Raw genomic sequence first — 17823 nt, 5'->3', positions numbered from 1 at the left:
CATGGCCCTGTCCCGCGATCCCCGGGAACTCCTCGCCGTCGCCAGTGAGCTGCTCGACGGAGTGCACGACCGGTTCGTCTCGGGGGTGGGTGCGCCCAGCGCCGTCCACAAGGGCCCCGACGATTTCGCGACCGCCGTCGACCTCGAACTCGAGAAGCGGCTGACCGGCGAACTTCGTGACCGGACCGGCATCGACGTCCACGGCGAGGAGTTCGGCGGACCCGACCTCGACAGCGGACCCGTCTGGGTGCTCGACCCCATCGACGGCACCTTCAACTATTCGGCCGGTCTGCCCACCGCGGGCACGCTGCTCGCGCTCCTCGACGACGGGGTTCCCGTTCTCGGTCTGACCTGGCTGCCGCTCGTCGGGCGGCGCTACGCGGCCGTCGCGGACGGCCCGCTGCTCGAGGGCGGTCAGCCGCTGCCGAGGCTCGGCCGCACGTCGCTGGCGTCGTCGATCGTGGGCTTGGGGGCGCTGAACATCGACAGTCGCGGGCGTATCCCCGGCGCGTACCGGCTGCAGGTCCTCGCGCAGCTCAGCCGGGTGTCCTCGCGGATCCGGATCCACGGGTCCACCGGTGTCGACCTCGCGTTCACCGCGGCCGGAATACTCGGCGGTGCGGTGGTGTTCGGCCACAATGCGTGGGACAACGCGGCCGGTGTGGCGCTGGTGCGCGCCGCGGGCGGTGTGGTGACCGATCTGGGCGGCAAGCCCTGGACGGTGACGTCCGATTCGGTGCTCGCCGGAGCGCCCGGGGTGCACGGCGAAATTCTCGATATCCTCGGATCACTGGGTGATCCCCGTTCCGAGCCTTCAGGAGGGCGTACGCAATGACTCTGGCGGTTCGAGTGATCCCGTGTCTGGACGTCGATGCCGGACGCGTCGTCAAGGGCGTCAACTTCGAGAACCTGCGGGACGCGGGCGACCCCGTCGAGTTGGCGGCCGCATACGACGCCCAGGGCGCCGACGAGCTCACGTTCCTCGACGTCACCGCGTCGACCGCAGACCGCGGCACCATGCTCGACGTGGTCAGCCGCACGGCGGAACAGGTGTTCATCCCGCTCACGGTCGGCGGGGGTGTCCGCACCGTCGAGGACGTCGACCGGTTGCTGCGTGCCGGCGCCGACAAGGTGAGCGTCAACACCGCCGCGATCGCGCGGCCCGAGTTGCTCCGCGAACTGAGCGAACGTTTCGGCTCCCAGTGCATCGTGCTGTCGGTGGACGCGCGCACCGTGCCACAGGGGCAGCCGGACACCCCGTCGGGGTGGGAGGTCACGACCCACGGCGGCAAGCGCAGCACCGGCATCGATGCGGTCGAGTGGGCGGTCCGCGGCGCCGAACTGGGTGTCGGGGAGATCCTGCTCAACTCGATGGACGCGGACGGCACGAAGGCCGGTTTCGACCTGCCGATGATCCGCGCGGTCCGCGCCGCCGTGCACGTGCCGGTGATCGCCAGCGGGGGAGCGGGCGCCGTCGAGCACTTCGCACCCGCCGTCGGGGCAGGCGCGGACGCCGTCCTCGCGGCCAGTGTCTTCCACTTCGGTGACATGACGATCGGCGACGTCAAGAAGTCCATGCGTGCAGAAGGGATCACCGTCCGATGAGTCTCGATCCGGCCATCGCGTCACGGCTCAAGCGCAACGAGGCGGGACTGTTCAGCGCCGTCGCGCAGGAACGGTCGACGGGCAATGTCCTGATGGTGGCGTGGATGGACGACGAGGCCCTCGCGCGCACCCTCGACACCCGTAAGGGCACGTACTACTCCCGTTCCCGTCAGCAGTACTGGGTGAAGGGCGAGACGTCCGGTCACACGCAGTATGTCCACGAGGTGCGGCTCGACTGCGACGGCGACACCGTGCTGCTCGTCGTCGACCAGGAGGGGGCGGCGTGCCACACGGGCACGCACACCTGCTTCGACTCGGACGTGCTGCTCGCCGCCGACTAGCGCAGCGGCCCTCACGGCGTGATGTCAGCATGCACTCGGGCAGGATGTCCGCATGCCACTCATTCAGATCAGTCAGACGCCGGGGCTCACGGCGGAGCAGAAGCGCGCCACGATCGAGGCCGTCACGAAGGCCTACGCCGACGCGACGGGCAAGGATCCCGCGAAGGTGTGGGTGACGATCACTGAGGTGCCGCGCGACAGCTGGGGTGTCGGCGGGACGCCGCTCGGATAGGGGCCGGTCAGGCCTTGCCGGTTCCCGCGGCGATGCTCTTGTCGAGCTGGGTGAGCATGGCGCCGGACAGTTCGGACAGTTGACGGACCTGGTCGGCGGAGAGGCCGTCGAAGATCAGTGATCGCACGGATTCGACGTGCGGCGGCGCGGCCTCGACGACCTTGGCCATGCCTTCGTCGGTGAGGACGGCGTCTGAGCCGCGGCTGCCGCGGATGCTTTCGCGGCGCACCCAGCCGGCTTTCTCCATTTTGGTGACGACGTGGGACAGCCGCGACAGCGACGCGTTGGCGCGTTGCGCGAGCAGGGACAGCTGCAGGCGCTGGTTCGCTTCGCCGGAGAGCGAGGCGAGGACGAAGTACTCGAAGTGGGTGAGTGCGGAGTCGCGTTGGAGTTGGGTGTCGAGCGCGGCGGGGAGCCGGGTGACCAGTGCGATGAGGGTGAGCCAGGCCTCCTGCTGCTCTGCGTCGAGCCATCGGGTGCCGGGCTCTGCCGACGTGCCCTCGTCGTTACCACTCATCGGTGGAGTCCTCCCATCCGTACGTCGCCCCACGCGTGTGCAGCGTGTCCTCCATAGTTAGCACGCCGCGGGGCCGATTCGTGCCCGGGGAATAGTTGCCGCGCCCGCATGTTGACTCCTATACTAACTTGAAGGTTCAACATTGCGGTGGGTGACGAATTCGCTTCTTCGCCGATGCGGGACCTCGATCCGAAGGAGTCGCGATGACCAACCCCATGCCCGCCCTGTTCCTCAGCCATGGTGCGCCACCGCTGGTGGACAGCGACCTGTGGGTGTCGCAGCTGGCGAAGTGGGCGGGCGACCTTCCGCGGCCCAAGGCCATTCTCATGGTGTCGGCGCATTGGGAATCGGCGCCGCTCACCATCGGATCCACCACCACCGGCACCCCCCTCGTCTACGACTTCGGGGGCTTTCCCGAGCGTTTCTACCGGACCAGGTACGAGTCGCCCGGCGCCCCCGAACTCGCGGCGCAGGTCGTGTCCCTGATGCCGGACGACGAGACCGTGTCGCACCAGCCGCAGCGCGGCCTCGACCACGGCGCCTACGTGCCGTTGACGGTCATGTACCCCGACGCCGACATCCCGGTCCTCCAGATCTCGCTGCCGACGCTCGACCCGCAGCGGTTGCTGCACCTCGGTGAGCGGCTGCGTCCCCTGCGCGAGCAGGGCGTGCTGATCGTCGGTTCCGGATTCACCACCCACGGCCTGCCGTTCCTGCGCGACCCGTCACCCGACGCGAAGGCGCCGGGCTGGTCGTCGGAGTTCGACGCCTGGGCGGACGAGCGTCTCGCCGCGGGTGACGTGGATTCGCTGATCGATTTCCGCTCGCTCGCGCCGGGCATGCCGTACGCACACCCGACGATCGAGCACTTCGCGCCGCTCTTCGTCACGCTCGGCGCGTCGAGCGACCCCGAGCAGATTCCCCGGCAGGTGATCGACGGTTTCTGGATGGGACTGGCCAAGCGGTCGATTCAGGTGGCCTGACGCGTCCTGAGGAAGGCCAGCGCCTGATCGCCGTGCGTGTTGGCGCGGAACTCGCTCGAGATGACCTCGAGCACGGTGTGGTCGGTGTCGATGACGAACGTCGACCGCTTGACCGGGGCGAGTTTGCCGAGCAGTCCGCGGCGGACGCCGAACTCCTCCGCGACGGCTCCGTCGGCGTCCGACAACAGTGGGTAGTCGAAGGACTGCGCCTGCGCGAACGACGCCTGCTTCGCCACCGCGTCGGTGCTGATCCCGGCGCGGGACGCTCCCACCGCGGAGAACTCCGTTCCGAGGTCCCGGAAATGGCAGGCCTCGGCGGTGCAGACCGGCGTCGACGCCGCGGGGTAGAAGAACAGCACGAGGGGGCCGTCCTCGAGGAGGCTCGACAGCGATCGTTCGATGCCGTCCTGATCGGGCAGGGTGAATTCCGGTGCGAGCTGACCTGGCTTCATGGGAGCCGAGGCTACCCGCGCACGCAGACGAGACGAGTGCGCCTGGGATGATGGTTCGCATGCACGGCGAGCCCACCACGATTCCCGCACCCGAGTCCGCCGCCACCCCGGCCGACGGCGGGTCCGACTCGACCACCACACGTGAGCAGTTCCACGCTCTCGCCGCCGAACACCGGGTCGTCCCGGTGACGCGCAAGGTGCTGGCAGACGCGGAAACTCCGCTGTCCGCCTACACCAAGCTGGCGGCGAACCGGCCCGGCACCTTCCTGCTCGAGTCGGCGGAGAACGGCCGATCGTGGTCGCGATGGTCGTTCATCGGCGCGGGCAGTCCCGCCGCGCTGACCGTCGTCGACGGTGAAGCCGCCTGGTACGGCAACGTTCCCGCGGGCGCACCGTCCGGCGGCGATCCGATCGCGGCGCTCGGCCAGACCCTCGAATTGCTGCGCAGCGAACGGCTGCCCGACCTGCCGCCGCTGACCGGCGGCATGGTCGGCTTCCTCGGATACGACGCGGTGCGGCGCATCGAGCGCATCGGCGAGCACGCCACCGACGACCTGCAGATCCCCGAGATGGTGATGCTGCTGGCGACGGATCTCGCGGCCGTCGACCACCACGAGGGCGCCATCACCCTCATCGCCAACGCCGTCAACTGGGACGGAACCGACGAACGCGTCGACGAGGCCTACGACTCCGCGGTCGAGCGGCTGGACCGGATGACGCGCGCCCTGTCGGCCCCGGCGTCGTCGACCGTGTCCACGTTCGCGAAACCCGCCCCCGACTACCGCCGTCAGCGCACCACCGAGGGGTTCGGCGCCGACGTGCAGAAACTCGTCGGCGACATCGAGGCAGGCGAGGCCTTCCAGGTGGTGCTGTCGCAGCGCTTCGAGATCGACTGCACCGCCGACCCGATCGACGTCTACCGGATGCTGCGCGCCTCCAACCCCAGCCCCTACATGTACCTCCTCAACGTGCCGAACGGCGACGACGAGACCGCGTTCTCGATCGTCGGATCGAGCCCGGAGGCGCTGGTGACCGTATCGGAAGGCGTCGCCACCACGCACCCGATCGCGGGCACCCGGTGGCGCGGGCACACCGAGGAGGAGGACATCCTGCTCGAGAAGGACCTGCTCGCCGACGAGAAGGAGAACGCGGAGCACCTGATGCTCGTGGACCTGGGCCGCAACGACCTCGGGCGCGTGTGCGAACCGGGCACGGTGAAGGTCCACGACTACCGCCACATCGAGCGGTACAGCCACGTGATGCATCTCGTCTCCACCGTCACCGGTCACCTCGCCGAGGGCAAGCAGGCCCTCGACGCCGTCACCGCCTGCTTCCCGGCGGGCACCCTGTCGGGCGCGCCGAAGGTCCGGGCGATGCAGTTGATCGAGGAACTCGAACCCACTCGCCGCGGCATCTACGGCGGCATCATCGGGTACCTCGACTTCGCCGGCGACGCCGACACGGCGATCGCGATCCGGACGGCGCTGATCAAGGACGGCGTCGGGTACGTCCAGGCGGGCGCGGGCGTCGTCGCCGACTCGAACCCCGAGTACGAGGACACCGAGGCGCGGAACAAGGCGATGGCGGTGCTCAGCGCGATCGCGGCGGCACACACGCTGAAGACCCTGGGAGGCGACACGCAGTGAGCGACGCGTCGGAGCCGGCCCGGGACCCCGCGCGGGCGGGGCGTCGCCGGTCGATGATCGCGGTGCTGCTCCTCGCGGCCGCCGCCGTGTGCCTGTGGGGCGCCTCACGGATGACGTGGGTGGAGGTCACCTCCTCCGACGGACTCGGCGAGGAACGCACGTCGGTGCTCGTGGGCGGCACGTGGGCGGCGGCTCTCACACCGCTGGCGCTGACCCTCGTCGCCGCGATCGCCGCGTCGTTCGCCGTGAAGGGCTGGGCCCTGCGCGTGCTGGGTGTGCTCGTCGCGGTGGTGGCCGTTGCGGCCGCGGTCCCGGCGGTGGGGTTGCTCGTGTCCGGCGCCTCCGACGACGAGGCGGCGCGGCTGGCCGAGTTGCCCGGGCGGGCGGACGTCCAGACGGTGTCCGTGCACGCCGGACCCGCTGTTCTCGTGCTGGTGGGGGCCCTGGCGGCACTCACCGCCGCGGTGGAACTGATTCGCAGACCGCGGGTGCGGGCTGGGCTGTCCTCCAAGTACGACAGCCCCGGTGCGCGACGCGACGCGGCGAAGAAGGCCGGTGCGGATTCCGCCGACGGTCCCGTCACCCAGCGCATGCTCTGGGACGCCCTGGATGCGGGGGAGGACCCCACGGTGGAAGACAGGAAAGCCGGACCTGTCGACCAAGTTGACGGTTCGGACGAAGACCCGGGTACCCGGACGTAAACACAATCAGAGTGCCATCTAGGCTGGCTTCACCCCTGATGATGTTCCTCACATCGGGTTTCTGCCCAGAAAGGACTCGGGCCACGATGACCGTTCTCGACTCGATTCTCGACGGGGTGCGCGCCGACGTCGCCGCCCGCGAAGCCGTCCTTGACTTCGCCGCAGTCAAGGCTGCCGCCGCCGCCGCACCGCCGGCCCTCGACGCCGCGGCCGCCCTGCTCGAGCCGGGCATCGGAGTCATCGCCGAGGTCAAGCGCGCCAGCCCTTCGAAGGGTGCGCTCGCCGACATCGCCGATCCCGCCGAACTGGCCGCCGCCTACCAGGCCGGTGGCGCCCGCGTGATCAGCGTGCTCACCGAGGAGCGCCGGTTCCAGGGGTCCCTCGCGGACCTCGACGCCGTCCGCCGCGCGGTGAGCATCCCGATCCTCCGCAAGGACTTCATCGTCGGGCCGTACCAGATCCACGAGGCCCGCGCGCACGGCGCCGACATGGTGCTGCTCATCGTCGCCGCCCTCGAGCAGGACGCGCTCGCGTCGCTGATCGATCGGACGGAGTCGCTGGGCATGACGGCCCTCGTCGAGGTCCACACCGAGGAAGAAGCGAACCGGGCGATCGAGGCGGGCGCCAAGGTCATCGGGGTCAACGCACGTAACCTCAAGACGCTCGAGGTCGACAAGAACACGTTCGGCGAGATCGCTCCCGGACTGCCCACCCAGATCATCAAGATCGCGGAGTCCGGGGTGCGCGGCACGGCCGACCTGCTGGCGTACGCCGGTGCGGGAGCCGACGCGGTGCTGGTCGGCGAAGGCCTCGTCACCAGCGGTGATCCGCGCAAGGCGGTGGCCGATCTGGTCAACGCCGGCGCGCACCCGTCCTGCCCCAAGCCGTCGCGCTGACCCCGCCCCGGCGGACCTGACCCGGACGGCGGCGGAACCCGGCCTCGAGGCAGACTGGACCTGTGACTTCACGTAATCAGGAAACCGTCTTCAAGGGTGGCAATCTGCCGACTGCCAGCGCCGGAATCGCCGAGCGTACGACGCACGACCCCGATGCCGGAGGGCACTTCGGCGTGTACGGCGGACGGCACGTGCCGGAGGCCCTGATGGCGGTGATCGAGGAGGTCACCGCCGAGTACGAGAAGGCGCGCGGCGACGAGTCGTTCCTGAACGAACTCGACCGACTCCAGCGCGACTACACCGGTCGTCCGTCCCCGATCTTCGAGGCGACGCGGATGAGCGAGTTCGCCGGTGGGGCGCGGCTTATCCTCAAGCGCGAAGACCTCAACCACACCGGCTCGCACAAGATCAACAACGTGCTCGGGCAGGTGCTGCTCGCCAAGCGCATGGGCAAGACCCGCATCATCGCGGAAACCGGCGCCGGTCAGCACGGTGTGGCCACCGCCACCGCCTGCGCGCTCCTCGGTCTGGAATGCATCATCTACATGGGCGCAGTCGACACCGAGCGGCAGGCGCTGAACGTCGCCCGCATGCGGCTGCTCGGATCGGCGGTCGTGTCCGTCGAGTCGGGGTCGAGGACCCTGAAGGACGCGATCAACGAGGCGCTCCGCGATTGGGTCACCAACGCCCACAACACCTACTACTGCTTCGGCACCGCCGCCGGACCGCACCCGTTCCCGACCATCGTCCGCGACTTCCAGCGCGTCGTCGGTCTGGAGACCCGGGTCCAGGTGCAGGCGCTGACCGGCAGGCTCCCCGACGCCGTAACGGCGTGCGTCGGCGGCGGATCCAACGCCATCGGCATCTTCCACGCCTTCCTCGACGATCCCTCCGTGCGGCTGGTCGGGTACGAGGCCGCCGGTGACGGCGTCGAGACCGGAAGGCACGCCGCGACGTTCGCGGGTGGCACCCCGGGCGCGTTCCAGGGCGCGTACTCGTACCTGCTGCAGGACGAGGACGGCCAGACCATCGAGTCGCACTCGATCTCCGCGGGCCTCGACTACCCCGGAGTCGGCCCGGAACACGCACTGCTCAAGGACACCGGCCGCGCCACCTACGAGCCGGTCACCGACTCGGAGGCCATGGACGCGCTCCGACTGCTGTCCGAGCGTGAGGGCATCATCCCGGCCATCGAGTCTGCCCACGCCGTCGCCGGTGCGCTGCGGCTGGGCCGCGAACTGGGGGAGGGCGCGATCATCGTCGTCAGCCTGTCCGGGCGCGGCGACAAGGACATGGACACGGCCGCCAAGTGGTTCGGACTGTTCGATCCGGACGACTCGACGGAGACCACCACGACTGACAAGGAAGGTTCGGCCAAGTGAGCGAACGACTCTCGCGCCTCGCCCCGACGTTCGCGCAGTGCCGCGAGGAGAAGCGCGCCGCGCTCGTCGGGTACCTCCCGGCCGGGTTCCCGACCGTGCAGGAATCCATCGACGTGTTCAAGGCGATGGTCGAATCCGGTTGCGACATCGTCGAGGTCGGCATCGCCTACTCCGACCCGGTGATGGACGGACCCACCATTCAGGCGGCGGCCGAGACGGCGCTGCAGAACGGTGTCCGGGTGCGCGACGTGTTCACGGTCGTCGAGGCGATCGCGTCCGTCGGCGGCAAGGCCGTCGTGATGACGTACTGGAACCCGGTTCTGCAGTACGGGGTCGACAAGTTCGCCCGCGATCTGGCGAGCGCAGGCGGCCTCGGCCTGATCACCCCCAACCTCATCCCCGAGGAAGCCGGCGAGTGGATCGCCGCGTCGAAGGAACACGACCTCGACCGGATCTTCCTCGTCGCGCCGTCGTCGACCGAGGAGCGTCTCGCGATCACCCTCGACGCCAGCAGCGGGTTCGTCTACGCCGCGTCCACGATGGGTGTCACCGGCGCGCGTGACGCCGTGTCGTCGATGGCACCCGAACTGACAGCCCGCATCCGCGCCCACTCGGACATTCCGGTGGGTGTCGGACTGGGTGTCCGCTCCGGCGCGCAGGCCGCCGAGATCGCCGCCTACGCCGACGCGGTCATCGTCGGATCCGCGCTGGTCACCGCGGCGGAGAGCGGTCTGGACGCGGTGCGCTCGCTGACGGAGGAACTTGCCGAGGGCGTTCGCTCCGCTACCGTGGCGTCGTGACTTCCACTGTGGACGTACTGGCCTACATTCCGAGTCCGCCCCAAGGTGTCTGGTATGTCGGACCGGTGGCCCTGCGCGCGTACGCGCTGTTCATCATCGTCGGGATCGTCGTCGCGATCGTGTGGGGCGACCGTCGCTGGGTCGCCCGCGGCGGCGAGAAGGGCACCGTCCTCGACATCGCCATCTGGGCGGTGCCGTTCGGCCTGATCGGCGGCCGCCTCTACCACGTGATGACCGACTGGCCGACGTACTTCGGGGAGGGCGGCGATCCCGTCGACGCCCTGAAGGTGTGGCAGGGCGGCCTCGGCATCTGGGGCGCCGTGGCGCTCGGCGGGGTCGGCGCCTGGATCGGTTGCCGGCGCCGCGGCATCCCGCTGCCGGCGCTGGGCGACGCGGTCGCGCCGGCCATCCTGCTCGCGCAGGCGATCGGACGGCTCGGAAACTACTTCAACCAGGAACTCTACGGTCGTGAGACGGACGTTCCGTGGGGGCTCGAGATCTTCGAGCGCCGCAACGACGTCGGCCAGGTGTCTCCGCAGTTGATCGACGGGGTGTCCACCGGCGAGGTCGCGTTCGTGGTGCATCCGACGTTCCTGTACGAGGCGCTGTGGAACGTGCTGATCGTGATCCTGCTCGTCTGGGTCGATCGCCGATTCCGCATCGGGCACGGCCGCCTCTTCGCCCTGTACGTGGCCGGGTACTGCGCCGGGCGCTTCTGGATCGAACTGATGCGCAGCGACCACGCGAGCCTCATCGCCGGTGTCCGCGTGAACTCGTTCACCTCCGCCCTGGTGTTCGTCGCGGCCGTCGTGTACTTCTTCGCCGCCACGAAAGGGCGCGAGGATCCGGCGGAACTGCGGCCTGCCGCCGGCGAGCCGGTCGCGGACGAGACGGCACCGGCGGAGGGGGAGAAGAAGGTCGAGGGCACGGACGAGGACGGGAAGGCGTCCGCATCGGAGTCGGTATCGGACGACAAGGCCGCGAGCACTGCGAGTGCCGGCGGCGATGCGGGCACGAAGACCATCGACAGCAAGAAGGATGACGCGAATGACTGAACCGGGGAAAGCATCCGACGATTCCGGCACGGGTGCGTCCGACGACGCACACAAGGTCGACCTGGGCAAGAGCGCGGACGGCACCGAGAACAGCAGCGACAAGGGCGTGCCGCCCGAATTCGGCTCCCCCTTCGACTACGACGCCACCGCCGAGGCCTCGCTGTCCCAGCCGCCCGCCACGTCCGACGCGACGCCGTCGCCGGGTTCGTCCGGGACGGGACCGGGCTGGGACACGTATTCGGGTGTCGGCAACGGCCCGGGCTGGGGGTCGACGCCCACCTACCCGTCGCCGGGCGGAACCGAGCCGACGGCCCCGTTCCCGAACGTGGGCGAGCCGGCTTCTCCGACCGCGCCGTACTCCGGGTACGAGAAGCCCCAGCAGCCGGACGGTCCGACCTACGGGGCACCGGATCCGAATTACGGCGCGCAGTACGGGGCAGCTCCGCAATCGCCGCAGGACTACCAGCAGCCCGGGTATCAGCAGCCGGGGTACGGACAGCAGCAGGGTTACCCCCAGCAGGGGTACCCGCCGCCCGGGTACGCCCCCGGCTACAACGCGTACGCCGATCCGTCGGCGCCGTTCGGCAGGCACCCGCTGACGGGTGAGCCGTACTCGGACAAGTCGAAGTTGACCGCCGGACTGCTGCAGATCTTCCTCGGGGCGTTCGGCGTGGGACGGTTCTACCTGAACCAGCCCGGCATCGCCGTGGCGCAGATCGCCGTCACGTGGCTCACGTGTGGAATCGGCGGCATCTGGCCGCTGGTCGACGGCATCATGATGCTGACCGGCAGCGTGAAGGACCAGTACGGGCGGCCCCTGCGGGACCAGTGACGATCCCCGGAAAACGTGTGGCCCGTGTTGCTGATGCGACACGGGCCACCGTCCGTTCCGGGCCCGATTCGGCATATCTTGCCGGGTATCGGTCCTGGTAAGCTGAGCGCGCCGGGTGTATGTCCGGTAACAACCTTCACGGGCCGATGCTGTCCCGGTAGACCCCCGAAAAGCAGTTAGCGCCCGTCGTGGCGACCCCGCTAGCGGAGGCCGCCGACAGCACGTGCGGAGCGCACACACTGGTGGTCTTCCCGGCCGATGTGGAGGTATATCGGTGCTGTTCTCTCAGTTGCCCGGTCCCCAGGGCTTGTACGACCCGGACCAGGAAGTCGATTCCTGCGGTGTCGCCATGGTCGCGGACGTGCACGGCCGTCGCTCCCACTCCATCGTCTCGGACGGACTCCTCGCTCTCGAGAATCTCGAGCATCGCGGCGCGGCGGGATCCGAACCGAACAGCGGCGACGGCGCCGGCATCCTGCTCCAGCTCCCCACCGAATTCTTCGGGGCTCTCGCGCCGTTCGACCTCCCCGCGCCCCTGGACGACGGCAGCAGCACGTACGCGGCGGGCATCTGTTTCCTCCCGCAGGACCCGCAGGCGCGGGCGGCCGCGCAACGGCGCGTGTCCGACCTCGCGGACGAGGAGGGACTCCAGATCCTCGGCTGGCGTCCGGTGCCCGTCGACCCGGACGGGGCGGACGTCGGCGCCACCGCACGCGCCTGCGCACCGCACATGAGCCAGTTGTTCGTCGCCGCACCCGCCGTCGGCGGGATCCGACCCGGTGGGCTCGCCCTCGACCGACTCGTCTACCCGCTGCGCAAGCGGGCCGAACAGGTCACCCCCGACATCGAGTCGGAGGGCAGCGGCGTGTACTTCCCGTCCCTGTCGAGCCGGACGGTCGTCTACAAGGGAATGCTGACGACGTCCCAGTTGGCGCGGTACTTCCCGGACCTGCGCGACCCGCGGATGGCGAGTGCGATCGCGATCGTGCACAGCCGGTTCTCGACCAACACGTTCCCGTCCTGGCCGCTGGCGCACCCGTTCCGGTTCGTAGCGCACAACGGGGAGATCAACACCGTCCGCGGCAACCGGAACCGCATGCGGGCCCGCGAGGCGCTGCTGTCCAGTGCGGTGATCCCCGGCGATCTGCGCAGAGTGTACCCGATCTGCACCCCCGACGCGTCGGATTCGGCATCGTTCGACGAGGTGCTCGAACTGCTGCACCTCGCCGGCCGCAGCGTGCCGCACGTGGTGATGATGATGGTGCCGGAGGCGTGGGAGAACGACACGTCGATGTGCCCCGATCGGCGGGCGTTCTACCAGTTCCACGCGTCGCTGATGGAGGCGTGGGACGGGCCCGCGTGTGTGACGTTCACCGACGGGACCGTCGTCGGCGCCGTGCTGGACCGCAACGGCCTGCGCCCGGGACGCTGGTGGCAGACCGTCGACGGGCGGGTGATCCTCGCGAGTGAGAGCGGCGTCCTCGACGTCCCGCAGTCGGAGGTCGTGGCCAAGGGCCGCCTCGAGCCGGGGCAGATGTTCCTCGTCGACACGTCCGAGGGCCGCATCGTGCCCGACGAGGAGATCAAGACGCGGCTCGCGGCGGAGCGGCCGTACGCCGAGTGGCTGTACGCCGGTCTGCTCGAACTGAAGACGCTGCCGGATCGTCCGCACGCGCAGCACAACCACGAGTCGGTGGTGCGGCGGCAGGTGGCGTTCGGGTACACCGAGGAGGATCTGCGCATCCTGCTCGCTCCGATGGCCACGTCCGGCGGCGAGCCCCTCGGCTCGATGGGGACGGACACGCCGATCGCCGTCATGTCGCAGCGGTCGCGGCTGCTCTACGACTACTTCGTCGAACTGTTCGCGCAGGTCACGAACCCGCCGCTCGACGCGATCCGCGAGGAGATCGTGACGTCGCTGTCGCGGGTCATGGGCCCGGAGCAGAATCTGCTCGAGCCGACCGCGGCGTCGTGCAGGCAGATCGTGCTGCCGTGGCCGGTGCTCGACAACGAAGAGCTGAACAAGATCATCCACGTGAACGCGGACGGCAACCATCCCGGGCTCGCCGCGGCGGTGCTGCGCGCGCTGTACGACGTGGAGCGCGGCGGTGCGGGGATGGCCGAGGCGATCGAGGAGTTGCGGGCGCAGGCGAGCGCCGCGATCGCGGACGGCTACCGGACGCTGGTGATCTCGGACCGCGACTCCGACCACACGAGGGCGCCGATCCCGTCGCTTCTCGCGGTGGCCGCGGTGCACCATCATCTGGTGCGGACCAAGGAACGCACCAAGGTGGCGCTGGTCGTCGAATCCGGTGACGCCCGCGAGGTCCACCACCTGGCGTTGCTCATCGGATACGGCGCTGCCGCCGTCAACCCCTACCTTGCGATGGAGTCGATCGAGGACCTCGTGTCGGAGGGCGAACTGACCGGGGTCGAGCACACGATCGCCGTCCGGAACTACCTCACCGCGCTCGGCAAGGGTGTGCTCAAGGTGATGTCGAAGATGGGCATCTCCACCGTCGGCTCGTATACCGCGGCGCAGGTGTTCGAGGCGATCGGTCTGGACCGCGACCTCGTCGACGAGTACTTCAAGGGGACGGTCAGCAAACTGGGCGGCGCCGGTCTCGACGAGATCGCCCGCGAGGTCACCGTCCGCCACCGGCAGGCGTACCCGGACAACCCGGCCGAGTTCGCCCACCGGCGGCTCGAGGACGGCGGCGAGTACCAGTTCCGCCGCGACGGCGAACTGCACCTGTTCACCCCGGAGACGGTGTTCCTGCTACAGCACGCCACCCGCACCGGTCGGCACGAGGTGTTCGCCCAGTACAGCGACGAAGTGAACCGGCTCGCCGAGGCCGGTGGCGCCCTGCGCGGCCTGTTCACGTTCCGTGAGGGTGTGCGGCCGCCGGTGCCGCTGGACGAGGTGGAACCGGTCGAGCGGATCGTCACCCGGTTCAACACGGGCGCGATGAGCTACGGTTCCATCTCCGCCGAGGCCCACGAGACGATGGCAGTCGCGATGAACAATCTCGGCGGGCGCTCCAACTCCGGGGAGGGCGGCGAGAACGTCGACCGGCTCTACGATCCGTCGCGGCGCAGCGCCGTCAAGCAGGTGGCGAGCGGGCGGTTCGGCGTCACCAGCGACTACCTGATCAACGCCAGCGACATCCAGATCAAGATGGCGCAGGGCGCCAAGCCCGGTGAGGGCGGCCAGTTGCCGGCGTACAAGGTGTATCCGTGGGTCGCGGAGACACGGCACTCGACGCCGGGGGTCGGGCTGATCTCCCCGCCGCCGCACCACGACATCTACTCGATCGAGGATCTCGCGCAGCTGATCCACGACCTGAAGAACGCCAACGACCGGGCCCGGGTCCACGTGAAGCTGGTCAGCTCGGTCGGGGTGGGAACCGTCGCCGCAGGCGTCAGCAAGGCGCACGCCGACGTGGTCCTCATCTCCGGCAACGACGGCGGAACCGGCGCCACCCCGCTGACGTCGATGAAGCATGCCGGGGCGCCGTGGGAGATCGGGCTGGCCGACGCCCAGCAGACGCTCGTGCTCAACGGTCTCCGCGACCGCATCACCGTCCAGTGCGACGGCGGGATGCGCACCGGACGGGACGTCGTGGTCGCGGCGCTGCTGGGTGCGGAGGAGTTCGGGTTCTCCACGGCCCCGCTGATCGTGGCGGGCTGCATCATGATGCGGGTGTGCCACCTCGACACCTGCCCGGTCGGTGTCGCCACCCAGAACCCGGAGCTGCGCAAGCGGTACACCGGCAAACCGGAGTTCGTGGAGGAGTTCTTCCGGTTCGTCGCCGAGGACGTGCGCCGGTACCTCGCCGACCTCGGATTCCGTAGCATCGACGAGGCCGTCGGTCACGCCGACGTCCTCGAGACCGCGCAGGGCATCGCGCACTGGAAGAACCGCGGACTCGACCTCACCCCGATCTTCGCCGTGCCCACCGGGCCCGGCGGGGAGCCGCTGTCGCAGCGGCGCCGGGACCGCGATCAGGACCATGGACTGGACCGGGCACTGGACCGCACGCTGATCCAGTTGGCGGAGGGCGCCCTCGAGGACGCGCACGCCGTGGAGATCGAGATGCCGGTGCGCAACGTCAACCGGACCGTCGGCACGCTGCTCGGCGCGGAGGTCACCCGCCGCTACGGCGCCGCCGGGCTGCCGGACGACACGATCCGGCTCACGTTCACCGGTTCGGCCGGGCAGTCCCTCGGCGCGTTCCTGCCGCCGGGCATCACCATCGACCTGACCGGGGACGCCAACGACTACGTCGGCAAGGGGTTGTCCGGTGGGCGGATCGTGGTCCGTCCCGCCGCCGACGTCCTGTTCGTCCCGGAGACGCAGGTGATCGCGGGCAACACCCTGCTCTACGGCGCCACGTCTGGGGAGGTCTATCTCCGGGGGCGCGTCGGGGAACGCTTCTCGGTGCGCAATTCCGGTGCGTCGGCCGTCGTGGAGGGTGTCGGCGACCACGCCTGCGAGTACATGACGGGCGGGCGGGTCGTGATCCTCGGGCCGACGGGACGGAACATGGCGGCCGGCATGTCCGGCGGCATCGGGTACGTCCTCGACCTGGACCCGGAGGACGTGAACCCGGCGATGGTGAAGCTGATGCAACCCGACCCGGACGATCTGGACTGGTTGCGCGGCGCCGTCACCCGGCACCACCGGTGGACGGGTTCCGCGGTCGCGGCGTCCGTGCTCGCCGACTGGCCCCGGCGGTCCGCGCTGTTCACCAAGGTGATGCCGGTGGACTACCAGCGGGTGCTGGACGCGACCCGGATGGCCAAGGCGGAGGGACTCGACGTCGACACTGCGATCATGGAGGCGGCACGTGGCTGATCCCCAGGGCTTTCTGCACATCGTGAAGAAGGAGGCGCGCAAGCGCCCGGTCGCCGAGCGGGTGCACGACTGGAACGAGGTGTACGCGCCGCAGAGTTCCGCGGAGCGGGCCGCCGAGGTGTCCGAGCAGGCGGCGCGGTGCATGGACTGCGGAATCCCGTTCTGCCACTCGGGAAGTGCGGGCTGCCCGCTGGGCAATCTGATCCCGGAGTGGAACGACCTCGTGCGGCGCGGCCGCTGGTCGGCGGCCAGCGAGCGGCTGCACGCCACCAACAACTTCCCGGAGTTCACGGGGCGGGTGTGCCCGGCGCCGTGCGAGTCGGCGTGCGTGCTCTCGCTCGCCGACACGCACACGACGGGCAGTGTCACGATCAAACGGATCGAACAGGCCATCGCGGACGTCGCGTGGGACTCCGGCACGGTGGTCCCCAAGCCCCCGATGATCGCCACGGGACGGAAGGTCGCGGTGGTCGGATCCGGCCCGGCCGGTCTGGCGGCGGCTCAGCAACTGACCCGGGCGGGGCACGACGTCACCGTCTACGAGCGCGACGACCGGCTCGGGGGACTGCTGCGGTACGGCATCCCGGAATTCAAGATGGAGAAGGCCATTCTCGATCAGCGTCTGATGCAGATGCGCGCCGAGGGAACCCACTTCGTCACCGACTGCGAGGTCGGCGTCGACCTCACCGTGGAGCAGATGAGCGGGAACTTCGACGCGGTCGTGCTCGCGATCGGTGCGTTGCGGGCCCGCGACAACACCACCGTCGAGGGGCGCGAGCTGAACGGGATCCATCTCGCGATGGAACATCTCGTCACCTCCAACAAGGAATGCGAAGGCGACGGTCCCGCGGACATCACCGCCAAGGGCAAACACGTCGTCATCATCGGCGGCGGCGACACCGGTGCCGACTGTCTCGGAACGGCGCACCGCCAGGGCGCGCTGTCGGTGACCCTGCTGGACTACAACCCGGAGTTGCCGACCGAACGGGACGAGGAGGCGACGCCGTGGCCGGCGTGGCCGATGGTGCTGCGCACGTCGCCCGCGCACGCCGAGGGCGGTGTCCGCCGGTATCAGGTCGCGGTGCAGCGGTTCCTCGGCGACGCGAACGGGAACGTCCGGTCCATGGTGCTCGCCGAGGTCGAGGTCACCCGCGAGGACGGCAAACGCATCATCACGCCGGTCGGCGAGGAGATCGAATTGCCGTGCGAACTGGCACTTTTCGCGATCGGTTTCGAGGGCGTCGATCTCGGTCCGCTGCTCGACGACTACGGGTTGTCGCCGACCCGGCGCGGAGCGCTCTCCTGCGGACCGGACTGGCAGACCACCGCACCCGGGGTCTTCGTCTGCGGGGACGCGCACCGCGGCGCGTCGCTCGTCGTGTGGGCGATCGCGGAGGGCCGATCCGCGGCGCACGCCGTCGACGTGTACCTGACCGGGGCGTCGGACCTCCCGTCGCCGGTGCATCCGACGGCGCTTCCGCTGGCAGTCGTCTAAATGGAGAAGGGCGCGCGGGACGACTAGG

The 17823-nt window shown here is 69.7% G+C and carries 16 protein-coding genes; 14 read left to right on the top strand and 2 right to left on the bottom strand.

The features are described from left to right. Position 1 precedes the first annotated feature (1 nt). The 4 genes from I1A62_RS11720 to I1A62_RS11705 are packed head-to-tail and all read left to right on the top strand — an operon-like array spanning position 2 to position 2178. Positions 2 to 835: an inositol monophosphatase family protein gene (locus I1A62_RS11720; RefSeq protein WP_087556295.1), complete on the top strand. Its 834-nt coding sequence runs from the start codon at positions 2 to 4 to the stop codon at positions 833 to 835. Then, the gene (gene hisF, locus I1A62_RS11715; protein WP_072945236.1) at positions 832 to 1605 is read left to right on the top strand and encodes an imidazole glycerol phosphate synthase subunit HisF; all 774 of its coding nucleotides are present in this window, start codon (positions 832 to 834) and stop codon (positions 1603 to 1605) included. The genes I1A62_RS11720 and hisF overlap by 4 nt, the downstream gene beginning before the upstream one ends. After that, the gene (gene hisI, locus I1A62_RS11710) at positions 1602 to 1946 is read left to right on the top strand and encodes a phosphoribosyl-AMP cyclohydrolase (protein WP_087556296.1); all 345 of its coding nucleotides are present in this window, start codon (positions 1602 to 1604) and stop codon (positions 1944 to 1946) included. Before hisF ends, hisI begins: the two co-directional genes overlap by 4 nt. Before the next feature lie 52 nt (positions 1947 to 1998). Beyond that, complete coding sequence (locus I1A62_RS11705; protein ID WP_005247502.1) at positions 1999 to 2178, top strand: 2-hydroxymuconate tautomerase family protein; 180 nt, start codon at positions 1999 to 2001, stop codon at positions 2176 to 2178. Positions 2179 to 2185: 7 nt separating this feature from the next. Here the strand turns inward: I1A62_RS11705 and I1A62_RS11700 are convergent, their stop codons facing one another. After that, complete coding sequence (locus I1A62_RS11700; protein WP_219458752.1) at positions 2186 to 2695, bottom strand: MarR family winged helix-turn-helix transcriptional regulator; 510 nt, start codon at positions 2693 to 2695, stop codon at positions 2186 to 2188. Positions 2696 to 2898: 203 nt separating this feature from the next. Between I1A62_RS11700 and I1A62_RS11695 the strand changes: the two genes are divergently transcribed. Then, a complete protein-coding gene (locus tag I1A62_RS11695; RefSeq protein ID WP_124390023.1) occupies positions 2899 to 3678 on the top strand; it encodes a dioxygenase in 780 nt (259 codons plus the stop codon). On the opposite strand, the gene I1A62_RS11690 is transcribed toward I1A62_RS11695, so the two are convergent. After that, entirely contained in the window at positions 3666 to 4130 is a 465-nt protein-coding gene (locus I1A62_RS11690) for a peroxiredoxin (RefSeq protein ID WP_219458751.1), read from the bottom strand. The genes I1A62_RS11695 and I1A62_RS11690 overlap by 13 nt on opposite strands. 59 nt (positions 4131 to 4189) lie before the next feature. Here I1A62_RS11690 and I1A62_RS11685 point away from each other — a divergent pair, with 59 nt between their 5' ends. From I1A62_RS11685 to I1A62_RS11645, 9 genes are all read left to right on the top strand, one after another. Beyond that, positions 4190 to 5776 (top strand): anthranilate synthase component I, encoded by a 1587-nt coding sequence (locus tag I1A62_RS11685; RefSeq protein ID WP_192581724.1) that lies wholly within the window; start codon positions 4190 to 4192, stop codon positions 5774 to 5776. Beyond that, positions 5773 to 6477: a TIGR02234 family membrane protein gene (locus tag I1A62_RS11680; RefSeq protein WP_219458750.1), complete on the top strand. Its 705-nt coding sequence runs from the start codon at positions 5773 to 5775 to the stop codon at positions 6475 to 6477. The genes I1A62_RS11685 and I1A62_RS11680 overlap by 4 nt, the downstream gene beginning before the upstream one ends. An 86-nt stretch (positions 6478 to 6563) precedes the next feature. Further along, on the top strand, positions 6564 to 7373 hold the full coding sequence (trpC, locus tag I1A62_RS11675) for an indole-3-glycerol phosphate synthase TrpC (RefSeq protein ID WP_124390027.1): 810 nt from the start codon (positions 6564 to 6566) through the stop codon (positions 7371 to 7373). Between the two features lie 62 nt (positions 7374 to 7435). After that, positions 7436 to 8755 carry a tryptophan synthase subunit beta gene (gene trpB, locus I1A62_RS11670; protein WP_124390028.1) on the top strand — a complete coding sequence of 440 codons (1320 nt, stop codon included), beginning with the start codon at positions 7436 to 7438 and terminating at the stop codon, positions 8753 to 8755. Beyond that, positions 8752 to 9555, top strand: a complete 804-nt coding sequence (gene trpA, locus I1A62_RS11665; RefSeq protein ID WP_124390029.1) for a tryptophan synthase subunit alpha — start codon at positions 8752 to 8754, stop codon at positions 9553 to 9555. Before trpB ends, trpA begins: the two co-directional genes overlap by 4 nt. Continuing rightward, on the top strand, positions 9552 to 10610 hold the full coding sequence (gene lgt / locus I1A62_RS11660) for a prolipoprotein diacylglyceryl transferase (RefSeq protein WP_124390030.1): 1059 nt from the start codon (positions 9552 to 9554) through the stop codon (positions 10608 to 10610). Before trpA ends, lgt begins: the two co-directional genes overlap by 4 nt. Beyond that, complete coding sequence (locus I1A62_RS11655) at positions 10603 to 11442, top strand: TM2 domain-containing protein (RefSeq protein ID WP_219458749.1); 840 nt, start codon at positions 10603 to 10605, stop codon at positions 11440 to 11442. Before lgt ends, I1A62_RS11655 begins: the two co-directional genes overlap by 8 nt. A 274-nt stretch (positions 11443 to 11716) precedes the next feature. Next, entirely contained in the window at positions 11717 to 16300 is a 4584-nt protein-coding gene (gene gltB / locus I1A62_RS11650; protein ID WP_219458748.1) for a glutamate synthase large subunit, read from the top strand. Then, positions 16293 to 17795, top strand: a complete 1503-nt coding sequence (locus I1A62_RS11645; RefSeq protein ID WP_219458747.1) for a glutamate synthase subunit beta — start codon at positions 16293 to 16295, stop codon at positions 17793 to 17795. The genes gltB and I1A62_RS11645 overlap by 8 nt, the downstream gene beginning before the upstream one ends. Positions 17796 to 17823 lie beyond the last annotated feature (28 nt).

Origin of the sequence: Rhodococcus sp. USK10, assembly GCF_019378875.1 — a bacterium.
GTDB classification, from domain to species: domain Bacteria; phylum Actinomycetota; class Actinomycetes; order Mycobacteriales; family Mycobacteriaceae; genus Rhodococcus_F; species Rhodococcus_F pseudokoreensis.
Note: the sequence above shows the minus strand (reverse complement) of the source record. Positions and strands in the feature narration are given on the sequence as shown.

Bases quoted from the DNA above. Each gene is read 5' to 3' on its own strand.
- I1A62_RS11690 (WP_219458751.1), bottom strand. From the start codon at position 4,130: ATGAAGCCAGGTCAGCTCGCACCGGAATTCACCCTGCCCGATCAGGAC.
- I1A62_RS11695 (WP_124390023.1), top strand. From the start codon at position 2,899: ATGACCAACCCCATGCCCGCCCTGTTCCTCAGCCATGGTGCGCCACCG.
- I1A62_RS11685 (WP_192581724.1), top strand. From the start codon at position 4,190: ATGCACGGCGAGCCCACCACGATTCCCGCACCCGAGTCCGCCGCCACC.
- I1A62_RS11655 (WP_219458749.1), top strand. From the start codon at position 10,603: ATGACTGAACCGGGGAAAGCATCCGACGATTCCGGCACGGGTGCGTCC.
- I1A62_RS11700 (WP_219458752.1), bottom strand. From the start codon at position 2,695: ATGAGTGGTAACGACGAGGGCACGTCGGCAGAGCCCGGCACCCGATGG.
- trpC (WP_124390027.1), top strand. From the start codon at position 6,564: ATGACCGTTCTCGACTCGATTCTCGACGGGGTGCGCGCCGACGTCGCC.
- hisF (WP_072945236.1), top strand. From the start codon at position 832: ATGACTCTGGCGGTTCGAGTGATCCCGTGTCTGGACGTCGATGCCGGA.
- I1A62_RS11705 (WP_005247502.1), top strand. From the start codon at position 1,999: ATGCCACTCATTCAGATCAGTCAGACGCCGGGGCTCACGGCGGAGCAG.
- I1A62_RS11720 (WP_087556295.1), top strand. From the start codon at position 2: ATGGCCCTGTCCCGCGATCCCCGGGAACTCCTCGCCGTCGCCAGTGAG.
- hisI (WP_087556296.1), top strand. From the start codon at position 1,602: ATGAGTCTCGATCCGGCCATCGCGTCACGGCTCAAGCGCAACGAGGCG.